Source organism: Arthrobacter sp. 754 (assembly GCF_040548695.1).
In the GTDB taxonomy this organism is placed as follows: Bacteria; Actinomycetota; Actinomycetes; order Actinomycetales; family Micrococcaceae; genus Arthrobacter.
This window is the reverse complement of sequence record NZ_JBEPSC010000005.1, coordinates 13,212-29,053: the sequence shown is the minus strand read 5'-3', so window position 1 is coordinate 29,053 and position 15,842 is coordinate 13,212. Positions and strand designations below refer to the sequence as shown.

At 65.3% G+C, this 15,842-nt stretch carries 10 protein-coding genes; 7 read left to right on the top strand and 3 right to left on the bottom strand.

Annotation, left to right across the window (positions count from 1 at the left end; all coding sequences use genetic code 11):
- Window positions 1-100: 100 nt before the first annotated feature.
- The 4 genes from ABIA70_RS14885 to ABIA70_RS14870 are packed head-to-tail and all read left to right on the top strand — an operon-like array spanning window position 101 to window position 7,804.
- The gene (locus ABIA70_RS14885; protein ID WP_354148350.1) at window positions 101-3,277 is read left to right on the top strand and encodes an efflux RND transporter permease subunit; all 3,177 of its coding nucleotides are present in this window, start codon (window positions 101-103) and stop codon (window positions 3,275-3,277) included.
- A complete protein-coding gene (locus ABIA70_RS14880; RefSeq protein WP_354148349.1) occupies window positions 3,274-3,729 on the top strand; it encodes a hypothetical protein in 456 nt (151 codons plus the stop codon). Before ABIA70_RS14885 ends, ABIA70_RS14880 begins: the two co-directional genes overlap by 4 nt.
- Before the next feature lies 1 nt (window position 3,730).
- Entirely contained in the window at window positions 3,731-6,874 is a 3,144-nt protein-coding gene (locus tag ABIA70_RS14875) for an efflux RND transporter permease subunit (RefSeq protein ID WP_354148348.1), read from the top strand.
- A 33-nt stretch (window positions 6,875-6,907) separates the two neighbouring features.
- Complete coding sequence (locus ABIA70_RS14870; RefSeq protein ID WP_354148347.1) at window positions 6,908-7,804, top strand: hypothetical protein; 897 nt, start codon at window positions 6,908-6,910, stop codon at window positions 7,802-7,804.
- Window positions 7,805-7,811: 7 nt separating this feature from the next.
- Here the strand turns inward: ABIA70_RS14870 and glpK are convergent, their stop codons facing one another.
- Window positions 7,812-9,326, bottom strand: a complete 1,515-nt coding sequence (glpK, locus tag ABIA70_RS14865; protein WP_354148346.1) for a glycerol kinase GlpK — start codon at window positions 9,324-9,326, stop codon at window positions 7,812-7,814.
- A 123-nt stretch (window positions 9,327-9,449) separates the two neighbouring features.
- On the opposite strand from glpK, the gene ABIA70_RS14860 reads away from it, so the two are divergent.
- The 3 genes from ABIA70_RS14860 to ABIA70_RS14850 are packed head-to-tail and all read left to right on the top strand — an operon-like array spanning window position 9,450 to window position 12,334.
- On the top strand, window positions 9,450-10,319 hold the full coding sequence (locus tag ABIA70_RS14860) for an aldo/keto reductase (RefSeq protein ID WP_354148345.1): 870 nt from the start codon (window positions 9,450-9,452) through the stop codon (window positions 10,317-10,319).
- 12 nt (window positions 10,320-10,331) lie between these two features.
- The gene (locus ABIA70_RS14855) at window positions 10,332-11,261 is read left to right on the top strand and encodes an alpha/beta fold hydrolase (RefSeq protein ID WP_354148344.1); all 930 of its coding nucleotides are present in this window, start codon (window positions 10,332-10,334) and stop codon (window positions 11,259-11,261) included.
- Window positions 11,258-12,334 (top strand): glycosyltransferase family 4 protein, encoded by a 1,077-nt coding sequence (locus tag ABIA70_RS14850; RefSeq protein WP_354148343.1) that lies wholly within the window; start codon window positions 11,258-11,260, stop codon window positions 12,332-12,334. Before ABIA70_RS14855 ends, ABIA70_RS14850 begins: the two co-directional genes overlap by 4 nt.
- A 25-nt stretch (window positions 12,335-12,359) precedes the next feature.
- Here the strand turns inward: ABIA70_RS14850 and ABIA70_RS14845 are convergent, their stop codons facing one another.
- Together ABIA70_RS14845 and metK are read right to left on the bottom strand one after the other, a co-directional pair.
- Complete coding sequence (locus ABIA70_RS14845; RefSeq protein ID WP_354148342.1) at window positions 12,360-14,486, bottom strand: primosomal protein N'; 2,127 nt, start codon at window positions 14,484-14,486, stop codon at window positions 12,360-12,362.
- 120 nt (window positions 14,487-14,606) lie between these two features.
- Window positions 14,607-15,842 (bottom strand): methionine adenosyltransferase, encoded by a 1,236-nt coding sequence (gene metK / locus ABIA70_RS14840; RefSeq protein WP_354148341.1) that lies wholly within the window; start codon window positions 15,840-15,842, stop codon window positions 14,607-14,609.

Sequence of the window (15,842 nt, the reverse complement as noted above, 5' to 3'; positions counted from 1 at the left end):
GGAGCCTCAAATGTATTCTTGGCGTTATCGTCCCGCACTTGGCTGCGACGGACCGAATTTTTCCCACTGCACCGCTGCGATGAGCTAGCGAGGATTAGCCGTGTTTGGCTGGATTACCCGGTTCAGTATGCAGTTCCGAATCCTGGTTCTCGCGGTCGCGGCGGGCCTCATTGGTTTTGGCGTGGTCAACGTTCCACACATCGCCGTGGACACCATGCCGGAATTCGCCCCCGCACAGGTTGAGATCCAGACGGAAGCCCTAGGGCTCTCCGCTGTTGAAGTTGAACAGCTCATCACCGCACCGATGGAGGCAGACCTCCTCAATGGCGTTGCCTGGCTCGACGAGATCCGCTCGAAATCCGTGCCGGGCCTGTCCTCGATCCAGCTCGTGTTCGAACCGGGCACTGACCTGCTGCGGGCACGCCAGCTTGTTGCCGAGCGGATGACGCAGGCCCACGCCCTGCCGAACGTGTCCGCGCCGCCACTCATCATGCAACCCCTGTCGTCCACCAGCCGGGTGCTGATGGTCAAAATGAATTCCAAGGAACTCTCCGGCATCGACATGTCCGTCCTTGCACGGTGGAAAATCAAACCGCGCCTGATCGGTATCCCCGGGGTAGCGAACGTTTCCATCTGGGGCCAGCGCGAACAACAGCTACAGGTCGAGGTCACCCCGACACAACTGCGTGACAAGGGCGTCACCCTGGAGCAGCTCGTCAAGACCACGGGAAACGCGGTCTGGGTTTCGCCGCTGAGCTTCCTCGAAGCGTCGACCCCTGGCACCGGTGGATTCGTCGAATCACCCAGCCAGCGCCTCGGCATCCAGCACGTCCTGCCCATCCGCACACCCGCGGACCTCGCCAAGGTCAGCGTCGAAGAGACAAATCCCGCCCTGGTCCTCGGCGACATTGCCCAGGTCCGTGAAGACCACCAGCCCCTCATCGGGGACGCCGTGGTCGGACAGGATGCGGGCCTGCTGCTGGTGGTCGAGAAATTCCCAGGAACCAGCACGGTGCAGGTCACCCGGGACGTCGAAGCCGCCCTGCAGGACATGCTTCCCGGCCTGAAAGGCGTAGAGATCGACACGTCGGTTTTCCGGCCTGCCACCGGTGTGCAGGAATCCGTAGACAGTCTTGGCCTTGCGCTCCTGATCAGCCTCCTGATTGCTGTTGCGCTGTTCTGGCTTCTCTTCAGGTCCTGGCGCGTTGCGGTGATCGCGCTGGTGGCACTCGCCACCACCGTGATGACGGCGGCGGTGATTCTTTTCGCCCAGAATGCGACCCTCAACATCACAGTCCTGTTGGGCATCCTGCTCGGCATGTCCGTGATTGTGGGCGACATCGTTGAAGACGTCCAGGCCCACCGCCGGCGCCCCAACGCCTTGGAGGCAGCCGGGGCCGGAACCGCGCCAAGGTCGCGCATCAGCACCCTCGCCAGAGGGGTCCGCACTCCGCTGTTCTTTGGGTCGCTGATCATGATCGCCGTTTTGATTCCCACGCTCTTTGTTCCGGGGGTCGGCGGCCCGTTCTTCTCCTCCCTTTTCTGGTCACTGGCTCTGGCTTTGGCGGCGGGCCTGCTGGTCGGCCTCTCCGTCACCCCCGTTCTGGCCCATTTCCTGCTGCCGGTTTCCTCGGAGCCGCGCAAGGAGGTTCCTGCCGTCAGGCGGGGCAAGGACTCCTACGTCCGTTCACTGGGCGCAGCGGGTTCGCGCCGGCTTCTTGCCATCGGGGCTGTGGCAGTCCTCGGAATCCTCGGCATCACTGCAGGCTGGCAATTGGCCGGCAACAGGCCGCTTGTTCCCACCATGCCGGACCGGACCCTGCTTGTTCAGTGGGACACCATGGCCGGTACGTCCAACGATGAGGTCCGCCGCGTCGCGGCACTCGCTTCCAATGAACTCAGGACACTGCCTGGCGTTTCCGGCGTCGGCGGTCATATTGGACGTGCCATCTCCGCGGACCAGGTCGTCGGAAACAGCTCTGCGGAGCTGTGGGTTACAGTCGCACCGGATGCCAACTTCGGCGAGACGGAGAAGGCAGTCCGTGACGTCGTGGAGGGCTACCCGGGCATCGCCAACAATGTGCTGAACTACTCGCAGCAGACCATCGGCGACACCCGGACCAGCATGGAGCCAGGTTTCGCGGTCCGCGTCTACGGGACAGAAATGCCCGTGCTTCGTGAAAAGGCCGAAGAGGTCCGGCAGGCCATCCAGAAGATTGATGGTGTGAATAATCCGACCATCAGCACCACCGCCATGACACCAATCGTGGAGGTGGAGGTCAACCTTGAGGCCGCGCAGAAGTTCGGCATCAAGCCCGGCGACGCACGCCGCGCCGCAGCCACCCTGATGCAGGGGATCGTTGTGGGAAACCTGTTCGAACAGCAGAAGGTGTTCGAAGTCGTGGTCCGCGGGGCGGTTGGCGTCCGGGACGACCTCACCAGCATTCGTGAGCTGCTCCTGGACACACCCAACGGCGGTCATGTCCAGCTGGGCCAGGTCGCGGACGTCCGGATGGTCCCCAACGAAGTCGTCATCCAGCATGACGATACGTCCCGGCGCATCGATGTCGTTGCAGACATCAGCGGGCGGCCGCTTGGCGATGTCCAGCGCGACATCGAAGCTGCGATCCGTCAGATCCAGTTCCCGCTTGAGTACCATGCCGAGGTTCCGGCGAAATACAGCCAGATCCAGGCAGCGGACACCTTGATGCAGGGTCTTGGGGCTGCTGCGGTACTGGCCGTGCTGCTTCTGCTCCAGACTGCGGTACGAAGCTGGAAGCTTTCGCTCGCAGTCTTCCTGTCCATGCCTGCTGCGATGGCGGGCGCGGCGATCGCCGCCTGGATCGGGGCACCGACCCTGTCGTGGCTGTCGATGACCGCATTTGCGGCCGTCCTGGCCATCGCCGCAAGGAACGCGGCCCTCCTGTCCGCACGCGTCGACGAACTCCTGCGGGACTCTGCGGAAGTGTCCCGCACTGACGTGGTTATGTCCGCGGCCAGGGACCGGATATCCCCGATCCTGAAGTCGGCCCTCATCACACTCCTCGTGCTGATTCCGCCGGCCTTCCTTGGCGGCCCCGTCGGCGAGGCCCTGCTGAGGCCCATGCTGCTGGTCATTGCCGGAGGGCTTGTGACCACCACGCTCGTTGGGATCTTTATCCTTCCGCTGCTCATGCTTTGGTTCGGTCCCCGCACCGCGCCCGAAGAGTGGTCCGAAGTCTACCAATCGGAGACACCAGTCTCTCCCGTCACGCAGGAAAAGGTGGAAGTATCATGACCATCCCAAGTTCGGTGCGGCGCCGGCCCATGGCGTCCGCCGCGTGTGCAGCCTTACTGTTTCTGCTGCCCGCCTGCGCACAGCCATCGGCAGTTGCTGTGTCGGCGCACGAGGCACCGGCCACTGTGGAGAAGAACGCCACCACCGGCATAGCCCGCATTACGCTAAGCCAGCGGGCCATTGACCGGCTGGAGCTCCGCACCGACGCGGCAGCCCCGGCACCCGGCGGAGCCGGAGTTGTGATCCCTTACGCCGCGCTTCTTTACGACGCACAGGGGAAAACCTGGGTGTATGTCAACCCCTCGCCGCGCGTTTACGAAAGGCAGGCCGTCACGGTCTCCAAAGTGGAAGCCGGCTCGGTCACAGCCAGTGCAGGCCCCGCCCCGGGCACTGCATTGGTGACGGTCGGGGCTGCCGAGCTTTTCGGCGCAGAATTCAACACGGGTAAATGACATGCGTCGCATAGTCGCGGCCAGCCTAAGGTTCAGATCGATCGTCATTGCTATGGCGGCTGCACTGATGCTCGTGGGCGGCACGCAATTGAGCAGCGCTTCGGTGGATGTGTTCCCCGAATTTGCCCCGCCCAAGGTCGAAGTCCAGACGGCCTGTTTGGGACTCACCGCCGCCGAAGTGGAGGAACTTGTATCGGTTCCGATGGAGGAAGCCTTTAACGGCATCGAGGGGCTCGACCACATGCGGTCCAAGTCGGTACCCCAGCTGTCCTCCATTGTGATGGAATTTGAGAACGGCACGGATCTGCTCACTGCGCGGCAGCTGGTGTCGGAGCGGATGGCAACGGTCATTCCGACGCTCCCGACGTGGGCGGCGCCGCCGCTCATGCTGCAGCCGCTGTCCTCCACCAGCAGGGTCATGAAGATCGGGCTGTCCTCGGACACCCGCTCCCTGATCGAGATGTCCATGATTTCCTACTGGAACATCAGGGCGCACCTGCTGCGGGTGCCTGGGGTGGCGAACGTCGCGATCTGGGGTGAACGCCTCCAGATGCTGCAGGTCCAGGCAGATCCCGCCAAGCTCGCGGCGCATAACGTCAGCCTGGACACTGTGATGAGCTCCACGGCGAACGCACTCGACGCCGGGCTGCTCAAATATTCCTCCGGTGCCCTGATCGGCACGGGAGGTTCCCTGGACACTCCCAGCCAGTCTTTCGGGGTCAGGCACGTCCAGGCCATCACCTCCCCGGAGGACCTAGCCAAGATCGCTTTGGAGGACCGCGAGGAGGGAAAGCCCCCGCTCAGGCTCAGTGACGTGGCCAATGTGGTCGAGGACCACCAGCAGCTCATCGGTGACGCCGTCATTAACGGCGGTCCCGGCCTGATGCTGATCGTGGAAAAGCTGCCCTGGGGCAACACGCTCGAAGTGACCCGCGGGGTGGAAGAAGCCTTGAAGCAGCTGGAGCCCGGGCTGAGCGGAATAGCCGTGGACACGACCATCTTCCGGCCGGCGACCTTCATTGAAGAGTCCCTGGGCAACCTGGGCACCGCCCTGTGGCTCGGCTGCCTCCTGGTCATCCTGGTGCTGAGCGTGTTCCTCTTCCAATGGCGGACCGCGTTGGTCAGCGTCCTGGCCATCCCGCTTTCGCTGACCGCGGCAGCCCTCGTCCTGTATTGGACCGGCGGCACCGTCAACACCATGGTGCTGGCGGGCCTGGTGATCGCCGTCGGGGTGGTGGTTGACGATGCCATCATCGACGTCGAAAACATCGTCAGGCGGCTCCGGCACCACAGGGCCTCGGGAGCGGCGGGAAGCACCGCAAGGGTGGTGGTCAACGCTTCGCTTGAGGTCCGCGGACCGATCGTCTACGCCACATTGATCATCGTCGTCGCCACCATTCCGATCTTCTTCCTCGATGGGCTCACCGGCGCGTTTTTCCGGCCCCTGGCGACGTCCTACACCCTCGCGGTCATTGCCTCGATGGTGGTGGCACTGACGGTCACTCCAGCCATGGCCTACATCTTTCTCCGGAACGCCAAGCTGGAGGACCGGGATCCGCCGGTGGTGCGGGTCCTGAAGCGCTGGTACGCCAAGGGCCTGCGCCCCATCGTCCGCCGTCCGGTCCCCGGATACCTTGCCCTTGCGGCCTTTGGTGTTGTGGGCATCGTGGCGGCGCCCCTGCTGGGCCAGTCACTGTTGCCATCCTTCAAGGAGCGCGACTTCCTGATGCACTGGGTGACACAGCCCGGTACCTCAAATGCCGAGGAAGTCCGAGTCAGCCAGCTCGCATGCAACGAACTCATGACAATACCCGGTGTGAACAACTGCGGGTCCCATATTGGCCAGGCGTTCGCCGCCGATGAGGTGGTGGGCGTCAACTTCGGCGAAAACTGGATCAGCGTTGACCCCGGTGTTGACTACGACGACACCCTGGCATCAATACAGACTGTGGTTGAGGGCTACCCGGGAATCCAACGCGACGTCCAGACCTACCTTAAGGAACGCATCCGCGAGGTACTGACAGGTACTGGTTACGCCGTCGTCGTACGTGTCTATGGCGATGACCTTGCCACGCTTCGGCAGGAGGCGGACAAGATCAAGGGGATACTCGGCGGTATTGACGGAGCCATCGGTGCCAAGGTGGCGCTTCAGGCGAACATTCCCCAGATCGATGTGGAAGTGAACCTTGAAGCGGCAAACCGGTACGGCCTGAAGCCCGGCGATGTCCGGCGGGCTGCAGCCACGATGGTTGCCGGTGAGGAGGTGGGCGATGTCTACCGGGACGGGAAGGCCTACGATGTCCAGGTATGGAGCCCTCCGGAGACCCGGACGAGCGTGACCAGCATTGAAAACCTCGTCCTGGACACCCCCGCCGGGCAAAAGATCCGCATGGCGGATGTGGCCACGGTTTCGATCAAACCCACCCCGAACGTGATTGAGCGCTCGGAGGGATCCAGGCGCATCGACGTCAGCGCCAACGTCAAGGAAGGCGACCTGGCCAAGGTCGTGGAAAAGCTCAAGTCCGGCATGACTTCCATTGAGTTCCCGGTGGGGTACAGTGCCGTGGTGCTCGGCGAATACGTCGAGCGGCAAGCCGCAGCGCAGCGCCTGTCGCTGTTCGCGATAGCCGCGGTGATCGTCGTCTACCTCCTGCTCCAGGCAGCCTTCAAGAGTTGGCGGCTGGCAACCCTGGCCATCCTGACGTTGCCCGTGGCGCTCGTGGGCGGGGTGATCGCCGCCCATCTGAGCGGCGGGATCCTCTCCCTGGGTTCCCTGGTTGGCTTCCTGACCCTGATGGGGATCGCCGCCCGTAACGGCATCCTGCTCATCAACCACTGCCAGCACCTGGAACAGTTCGAGGGCATGCCCTTTGGACCGGCCCTCGTGCTTCGGGGGGCCGCCGAACGCCTGTCACCGATCCTGATGACGACATTGGCGACCGCCCTCGCGCTGGTGCCGCTGGTGGTCATGGGCAACATCCCGGGGCATGAAATCGAGCATCCCATGGCCGTAGTGATCCTCGGCGGCCTGGTGACATCGACGTTGGTCAACCTGTTCATCGTTCCCTCGCTCTACCTGCGCTTCGCCAAGGCCGGCGGACGCCGCCGCGGATCACGCAAGCCGCAGCCGGCCACGGCCGTTTAGTCGCAACATTCCTCCCAATGAAAGGCACGTTCGATGGCTTCTCCGGTAAGGCAATTCGCGGCCCACGGGGCCGCATTACTCCTCGCCTTTGGGTCGCTGACCGCGGTGTCGGCTGCACCTGCGGCCGCAGGTCCTTCCTCCGCGGAACTGTGCGGGCCGGGATCGGAAATCAACTTTGACCGGTCCGCCTTCCAGTCCTCACCGGAGATCGATAACAAGTGGTTCCCCCTCGAGCCCGGCATGCAGTTCACCACCACCGGGACGGTGACCTCCGCTGATGGGGTCAGCGAGCATTCAGTGGTGCACACGGTCACCGGGCTCACCAAGATGATCGATGGCGTGCAGACGCGCGTGATGTGGGACCGTGACTATGACAACGGTGATCTGGTCGAGTCGGAGCTGGCTTTCTTCGCGCAGACCCGGAAGGGCGCTGTCTGGCTGTTCGGGGAATACCCGGAGGAATACGAAAATGGTGAATTTACCGGCGCGCCCAGCACCTTCATCAGCGGCATAGCCAAGGCGCAGGCAGGTATCGCCATGCAGTCGCTGCCCCGCACAGGAACACCCGCCTATGTCCAGGCGTACGCCCCCAAGGTCGATTTCCTGGACTGCGGTCAAGTGATTAAGAAGCACCAGCGCGTCTGCGTTCCGACAGGGTGCTACAACAATGTCCTGGTCATAGATGAATACAACCCGCTGGAGCCGCCCGAGGCCGGGCACCAACGGAAGTACTACTCAGCCGGGACGGGTCTGGTGAAGGTCACTGCCGTTGGCGGCCCTGACCAGGAATTCATGGACCTCGTGGAAGTGAAGAAGCTCAGCGCCGCGGAATTCGCGGAAGCCAATGCGCAGGCCCTCGAGCAGGACGCGAGGGGCTACGAGGTGAGCCGGAGCGTCTACGCGAAGACACCGCCGGCGCAGCTGGACTGAAGGCGCCTCAGCGAACGTCCCCGTCCACCCAGTCCATGGACTTGGTGACTGCTTTCTTCCACAGGCGGAGCTGCCGGTCCTGCTCCGCCTGGTCCATCCCGGGTTCCCAGCGCCTGTCTTCGGACCAGTTTGCCGAAAGCTCGCCGAGGTCCTTCCAGAAGCCGACGGCGAGACCTGCGGCGTAGGCAGCGCCCAGGGCGGTCGTTTCAACCACCTTGGGCCGGATCACCGGAACGCCGAGGATGTCTGCCTGGAACTGCATCAAGGCATCGTTGGCAACCATGCCGCCGTCGACCTTCAGCCCGGTAAGCGGCACGCCGGAGTCCGCGTTGACGGCGTCGAGCACCTCACGGGTCTGGAACGCTGTGGCTTCCAGGGCTGCCCGGGCAATGTGGTTCCTGTTGGCGAACCGGGTCAGGCCGACGATGGCGCCGCGGGCATCCGACCGCCAATAGGGCGCGAAGAGCCCGGAGAACGCCGGCACGAAGTAGACCCCTCCGTTGTCCTGCACGGCCGCCGCCAGGGTTTCGACGTCCGCGGCGTTCCTGATCATGCCGAGATTGTCGCGGAGCCACTGAACCAAGGATCCCGTGACGGCGATGGAGCCTTCAAGGGCATAGTGCGGAGCGGCTTCACCGAGCTTGTAGCCGACAGTGGTGAGGAGTCCGTTTCTCGAGTGGACGATCTCCTCACCCGTGTTGAAGATCAGGAAGCAGCCGGTGCCGTAGGTGTTCTTGGCCTCCCCCGCATTGAACGCTGCCTGGCCGAAGGTGGCCGCCTGCTGGTCGCCCAATATGCCGGCGACGGGGACTTCGCGCAGCAGCTGGGACGTGTGGACCGTGCCGTACACCTCGGAGGAGGACCTGATGACCGGCAGCATTGACGCCGGAACGCCGAAAATGTCCAGGATCTCTGAGTCCCACTGGAGCGTTTCCAGGTCCATGAACAGGGTCCGCGAAGCGTTGGTGACGTCGGTGACATGCACGCCGCCGTCCACTCCGCCGGTCAGGTTCCACAGGACCCACGAGTCGGTGTTGCCGAACAGCAGGTCACCGGCCTCGGCCCTGGCCCGGGCGCCGTCCACGTTGTCCAGGATCCACTTGATCTTGGTGCCGGAAAAATACGTGGCAAGCGGCAGGCCGACCTTCTGCTTGAACCGGTCCGGCCCGCCGTTCTTGGCGAGCCCGTCCACGATGTCCTGGGTCCGGGTGTCCTGCCAGACAATCGCGTTGTAGACAGGCTCGCCGGTGGTCCTGTCCCACACGACGGCGGTCTCGCGCTGGTTCGTTATCCCGACGGCGGCAATGTCGTGCCTGGTCAGGTTCGCCTTCGAGAGGGCAGAGCCGATGACCTCGCGGGTGTTGTTCCATATCTCGGCCGGCCGGTGTTCCACCCAGCCGGGCTTCGGGAAGATCTGCTCATGTTCCAGCTGCCCCGAGGAGACGATGGCGCCCCCGTGGTCGAAGATGATCGCACGGGTACTGGTGGTGCCCTGATCGATCGCGATTACGTACTGGTTCATGTTGACGTCCTTGTCCGGGGCAGAAGTGGCCAGGTCCCGTTCGAAGAATATCCAATGAAGCCACCGCGCGCCGCCCGGCAGGCTTTCGCGGCGTCGCCTGACCCAATGGGTAAAGTCAATGCTATGAAACCTTCACCCCGTCTCAGCCTGAACAACGGCGTCCTGATCGACCAACTGGGATTCGGGCTCTACAAGGTTCCTGCCGCTGCCGCACCCGGCCTGGTGTCCATGGCGTTGGGCGCAGGCTACCGCCGCTTCGACACCGCTGCCATGTACGCCAACGAAACCGGCGTGGCCAGGGGGCTCAGTTCCGCCTTCGGAACCGAGGGCGGAAGCGGCGGCTCAGGGGAAGCTGCCCCCGGACTGAGGCGTGAGGACGTCTTCGTCACCACCAAGGTCTGGAACGACGACCAGGGATATGACAGGACGCTCCGCGCCTTCGATACCTCCATGGTCAACCTTGGCCTGGACTATGTGGACATGTACCTCATCCACTGGCCGTGCGCCCGGCGCGGGCTGTTCACCGATACCTACCGCGCCCTGGAGACGCTGTACCGCGAAGGAAAGGTACGTGCAGTCGGTGTCTGCAACTTCCAGCCGAAGCATCTGGACCTTCTGCTCCAGAAGGCAGAAGTAGTGCCGGCCGTGAACCAGATTGAACTGCATCCCTGGCTCCAGCAGCACGAGCTCAGCCAGAAGCACCACGAGCTGGGAATCCTGACCGAGGCCTGGAGCCCGCTGGCGCGGGGGCACGTGCTGGGAGATCCGGTCGTCCTGGCCCTTGCAGCCGAGCATCACCGGAGTCCGGCCCAGATCGTCCTCCGGTGGCATGTCCAGCTCGGGAACCTCACTGTCCCGAAGGCAAGCTCCGAGGCCCGGATCCGGGAGAACCTGGACGTTTTCGGCTTCGAGCTCTCACAGCGGGACATGGCCGCCCTGGCTGAGCTCGACCGCGGCCAGCGCACCGGTTCCCACCCCGACAACGTCAACTAGGACCCAGGGTCAATGAAAACAGCCGCTTCCCAGCCATCCCCTGCGCCGTCCTACTTCAGCGACGCTCTCGCCGCACGCACCCATGCCGCCACCATTACGCTGAACGGCAGCACGGTGGCGTACTGGACTTACGAACCAGTCCAGGCAACACCGGATACCCGCACCATCCTGGTTATCCACGGCTTCCGGGGCGACCACCACGGCCTGCTCCGGGTGGCGGACCAGCTCCCGGAGATGCGCATCATCATGCCCGACCTGCCCGGCTTCGGCAGCTCTGAAGCGTTCGCGGCCGCGGAACATTCAGTGGCCGGCTACGGCACCTTCATCGCCGACTTCATGGCGGCACTTGGACTGGGCCAGGACACTGTCCTCCTGGGGCACTCCTTCGGCTCGATCGTGGCATCGCATTTTGTGGCAGACCACCCCGGGACTGTCACGCCGCTGATCCTCATCAACCCCATCGCTGCCCCCGCATTGGAAGGCCCGAAGGGGATCATGACGAAACTGGCGGTGCTCTACTACCGGCTTGCGGCCAGACTTCCCCGCCCGCTCGGACTGGCGCTGCTGCGCAGCCCCCTGATCGTCCGTGTCATGAGCGAGGCCATGGCCAAAACCGGCAACAAGGACCTGCGCCGCTTTATCCACGGCCAGCACCATGCCTACTTCAGCGCCTTCGCTGACCGGGAAAGCCTCCTCGAATCCTTTACCGCCTCAGTGGGCAGCCACGTGGCCGAGGTTGCGGAAAAGCTGACCCTGCCGGTGCTGCTGATTGCCGGTGAAAAGGATGAGATAGCCATGCTCCCGGACCAGCACCGCCTCGCCGCGCTCCTGCCGGACGGGGTGCTCAGGGTGATTCCCGGCGTCGGCCACCTCATCCATTACGAGACGCCCGAACCGGCCGCCGGTTTCATCCGCAGCTTCCTTAAGGACCACCCCGCGTGAAGATTGTCATCGATGCCCGATTCACCAGGACCGACCACCACGACGGCATCAGCCGGTACGGGGCCAGCCTCATCGCGGCAACGGCGAAAATAGCCGACGTCTCCATGCTCATCAGCGACCCCCGGCAGCTCGCACTGCTCCCGGATGTCCCGTACACGCTCATCAACAGTCCGCTGTCGCCGGTGGAGCTGTTTGTTGCCCGCAAGATCAACCCGCTCGGGGCCGACGTCGTGGTGTGTCCGATGCAGACCATGGGCAGCTGGGGACGCAGGTACGGCCTGGTCCTGACCCTGCATGACCTCATCTACTACGAACACCCCGCGCCCCCGGGCTTCCTGCCGGCGCCGGTCAGGATCCTGTGGCGGCTCTACCACAAGGCCTTCTGGCCCCAGCGGCTGCTCCTCAACCGGGCGGACATTGTGGCCACCATCAGCAGGACCACGGAGGCCCTGATGGCCAAGTACCGGCTCACCAAACGGCCCGTACGAATCATCAGCAACGCGCCCCAGCCCGCGCAGGACCCGCGCGACCCGTCCGCCGGCGCGGACCACGCGCTGATCTACATGGGCTCCTTCATGCCATATAAAAACGTCGGAACGATGGTGGCCGGGATGGCGGAGCTGCCTGATTTCACGCTTCACCTGTTGAGCCGGATCACCCCGCAGCGCCGGGCCGAGCTGGAGCTCATAATCCCCGCCGGTGCCAAGGTGGTCTTCCACAACGGCGTCACCGACGACGAATACTGGACCCTGCTCAAGCGCGCCACTGCACTGGTGAGCCTCTCCCACGCAGAAGGCTACGGGCTGCCGCTGGTGGAGGCCATGGCGCTGGGTACGCCGGTGATCGCCAGCGACATCCCCATTTTCCGGGAAGTCGGCGGCGACGCAGCAGCGTACGTGGATCCTGCCTCCCCGGCGGAGTTCGCGGCGGCTGTGCGGAAACTGCGCGATGACGCCCACTGGCAGGACGTGTCCCGCCGCTCCGTGGCGCGTGCACGGGGGTTCAGCTGGGACGAATCCGCGCGCCAGCTGGTGGACGTGGCACACGACATCGTGTCGCGGCGCCGCCGGTAACGGACTCGGTTGGTGGCTGGCACCGCTAAAGGACGTCGACGCCGTCGAGCCTGACCTGCACGGGCTCCTCGCTGCGTTTGGCAGCAGCCGCCGCCTTCGTTGCCCGCAGGACACGGGTGACCAAGCCGGCCTGCCCGTAAGGGAAGAACAGCAGGGTCCGGACGTCCTCTCCGACCCGCTGCGGTGTGGGGAGCCCGACGAGCAGCACAGGCGCCGGTCCCGCGGTCCGCAGCGTCAGGCCCGAGGCGGCCAGCTGTTGTTCCACCGAAGCGGTGAAATGCCCGACGGCGGCCCTAGGACCGGTGACGGACGCGATGCGGACCGCGGGTGGCAGCTGGAGTTCCATCCGGAGTTCCAGCTCACGCCGGGCATAGCCGGCAGGGTCCCACCGCAGCAACGCGCCGACGGCGACACTCTCCGTCGCGGTGATGACCACCAGTCCGCCGTCGGACGCGGGGCGCACCAGGGCCGCGGCATTGAACCAGCGGCGGACCGTGTCCTCGCCGGCGCGGAGGTTTTCCCGCCGCAGCAGCGAGTCGCCGTCGAGAAGCAGGGCCGCGGCGTATCCGCCGTCCGCCACGGGCTCCGCGCCGACAGTGGCCACCACCAGGGCGTTGGTGCTGCCCACCCGTGCTTTGACGTGGTCCCCGGACGAGGTGACCACGGCCTTCCCGGGAAAAGCACGCCCCAGCTCTTCCGCCGTCCGCAGGACTCCCGTGGCTCCCTTGCGCAGCCGCCGGCCAGTGCAGTGGACACACTGCCAGTCTGGAGAAGGGGTTGAACACCAGCGGCATTGCGGAATCGAGGCCGAACCGCTCGCGCCGGCGAGGGCCAGCGGGCCACGGCAGGACTGGCACCGGGCCGGTTCGCGGCAGGTCTCGCAGACCAGGGACGGGGCGTAGCCGGCGCGGGCCACCTGCACCAGGACGGGGCCGCGTTCCAGTCCTTCCTTGGCCGCCCGCCACGCGGCTCCGGGGAGCCTGGCTATCCGCGCCAGGGGGTCGCGTTCCTGTTCAAAGCTGTCAGCCGTGTTAAGCACGCGCGGAACGGTCCGGCGCAGGTAGGGCCGTTCGGCGTCGATCGGCATGGCCCAGCCGGCCTCCACCAGCCGTTGCAGTTCAGTGCTCCTGGAATGGGCGGCCATCAGGCAGGCCGCACCTTCCTGGTCGGCCCGAAGCAACAGGACCTCGCGGGCGTGGGCGTACGGAGCGCGCTGTTCGATGTGGAGGTCGTCGCCGTCATCCCAGCAGGCCACCAGGCCGACGTCATGCACCGGGGCGTAGGCCGCCGACCGTGTTCCGATGGCTACCCGTGCCGACCCGTCCAGGAGGCGGAGGAAACTCCGGTACCGCGGAGTGGGTCCGTCATCTGCGGTGAGGCGGGCGATGTCCGCGGCCGGCAGCACCTCGAGCAGCGCCGCTTCCAGCTGGTCGAGGTCACGGTGGTCAGGTACGACCACCAAAGCACCACGGCCGGAGGCCCGGACGGCTGCCACCGCGGCCGCCAGGAGCCGCGGCCAGGCGGCCGGGCCGTATCCCTGAAGCGGGCTGAAGACTGCCCGCGGGGATCCGCCGTCGCGCAGGTGACGGACAAAGGCGGGCCCGTTCGTGTAACCGTCCCAGGCGGCATCCTGGTCCTGCGAGGCGCCTGCCTGTGCATTTGGTTCCGACCCCGAGCCGGCAGTGGCTTCACCGGCGGTTCCAGGGAGTGCTCCCGCGAGGAACTCCTTCTCCAGCTTGGCTACCCGCGGGGGCACGGCCACCCGAAGGACGTCGCTGACGGTGCCCGCGTACCGGGCTGCGACGGCGGATACAAGGTCCCGCACGCGGGGCGTCAGTACGGCGACCGGGGAGATGACTTTATGCAGCGGCACCAGGGCATGGCCGGCGTCGGACTCGGCAGCGCGTTCCATGATGAAGCCGGACATGTCCTGGCCATTGAACTTGACCTTGACCCGGACGCCGGGCTGCGCCGCCTCGTCCAGTTCAGCCGGAACGCTGTAATCAAAGGGCCGGTCCAGATGGGGCAGCGGAGTCTCCACGAGGACCCTGGCCACGGGGAGGTGGCCGGCCAGCGGCGGGCCCGCCGGCCTGGCCTTTGAGGGGAAGCCCTGTAGAAGCGACGGCTGGACAGCAGTCTCCTTAGCGGCCACGGCCCTCACCCCCGTTCAACATCCTGCGCCGGACCGGCGAGTCCGGATTGTCCGGACACGTCCAGCCAACCACGGGCCTCTGACATTCCCTTTGCCACATCCGCCGTGGGGCGGTCCCCCTTAGGCGTTGAAGAAGGCTTTGAGGTCGTCGACGCGGTCGAGGCGTTCCCACGTGAAATCGGGATCGTCGCGGCCGAAGTGTCCGTGCGCGGCGGTCTTGGCGTAGATGGGGCGCTTCAGGTCCAGGGCGTCGATGATGGCCCGCGGACGGAGGTCGAAGATTTCGGCGATCGCGGCGCTGATCTTCGCGGGGTCCACGGTTTCGGTGCCGAACGTCTCCACGTAGGTTCCGACGGGCCGGGCCTGGCCGATCGCGTAGGCAATCTGGATTTCGGCGCGCTTGGCGAGGCCGGCGGCCACCACGTTCTTGGCAACCCAGCGCATGGCATAGGCGGCGGACCGGTCCACCTTGGACGGGTCCTTGCCGGAGAACGCGCCGCCGCCGTGACGGGCCATACCGCCGTAGGTGTCAACGATGATCTTCCGCCCGGTCAGGCCGGCGTCGCCCACGGGTCCGCCGATGACGAACTCGCCGGCGGGGTTAAGAATGTTCGCAGCCCGTGAAATGTCCAGGTTGGCGGCGGCCAGTACCGGATCAATCACCATGGCGGCGAGGTCCGCCCGGAGGCGGTCCAGGCTGGTGCCTTCCGCGTGCTGGCTGGAGATGACCACGGTTTCTACTGAAACGGGAACGTCTTTGTCGTACCCGACCGTGACCTGGGTCTTGCCGTCGGGGCGCAGGTACGCCAGCAGGCCGGACTTGCGTACCTCGGTGAGGCGTTCGGAGAGGCGGTGCGCCAACCAGATGGGGGTGGGCATGTACGACGGCGTTTCGTCGCTCGCGTAGCCGAACATCAGGCCCTGGTCGCCGGCGCCCTGGAGGTCGTAATCGTCCTCCTGGCGGCCCTCACGGGCTTCGAGGGAGTTGAAGACGCCCCCGGCGATGTCGTTGGACTGCTGGCCGATGGATACCGACACGCCGCAGCGGGCGCCGTCGAAGCCGTTGGCCGAGGAGTCGTAGCCGATGCCAAGGATGGTCTCCCGGACGATCTGGGGAATTTCAACGTAGGCGTCGGTGGTGACTTCGCCGGCAACATGGACCAGGCCGGTGGTGGCCATGGTCTCGACGGCGACGCGGGACTCCGGGTCTGCCGCGAGGAGCGCGTCAAGGATGGCGTCGCTGATCTGGTCACAGATCTTGTCCGGGTGGCCTTCAGTGACCGACTCGGACGTGAAGAGCCGGAGGGCGGGGGGCGTGGTCCCGTGGGTCTGGGGAATGTGCAGCGGTAAAGTCAC